1 protein-coding gene is annotated in these 262 nt (G+C 50.8%); it reads left to right on the forward strand.

The features are described from left to right. Window positions 1-262, forward strand: a 262-nt coding sequence (locus AAEY83_RS16165) for a hypothetical protein (protein ID WP_351060634.1), incomplete at both ends; no start/stop codon positions are given.

A 262-nucleotide genomic window follows, 5' to 3' on the forward strand; every position in this document is an offset into this window, starting at 1 on the left:
GATTAATTGGGTACATTCAAAATTCAGTCTGGATTCGCGCTTTGCCGAGCAATTGAAAAGATTCCCGCGTTTGCAAAGGCTGCACCTGCAGGACTGTGAATTAACGTCTGACTTTTCGGTACGAGGCCTTGCCAGGCTAAACGAGCTATGGCTTTGCAACACATTCGAGGCCCCGGTGAACAGCCTGGACATGCAGATGCGGCATCAGGAGCAAGTCACCTTTTTGCAAGTGGCAGCTGACCTCAGAGGGATGACTGAACTG

This window comes from Psychrobacter sp. TB20-MNA-CIBAN-0197 (assembly GCF_040309765.1).
Taxonomy (GTDB): Bacteria; Pseudomonadota; Gammaproteobacteria; order Pseudomonadales; family Moraxellaceae; genus Psychrobacter; species Psychrobacter submarinus.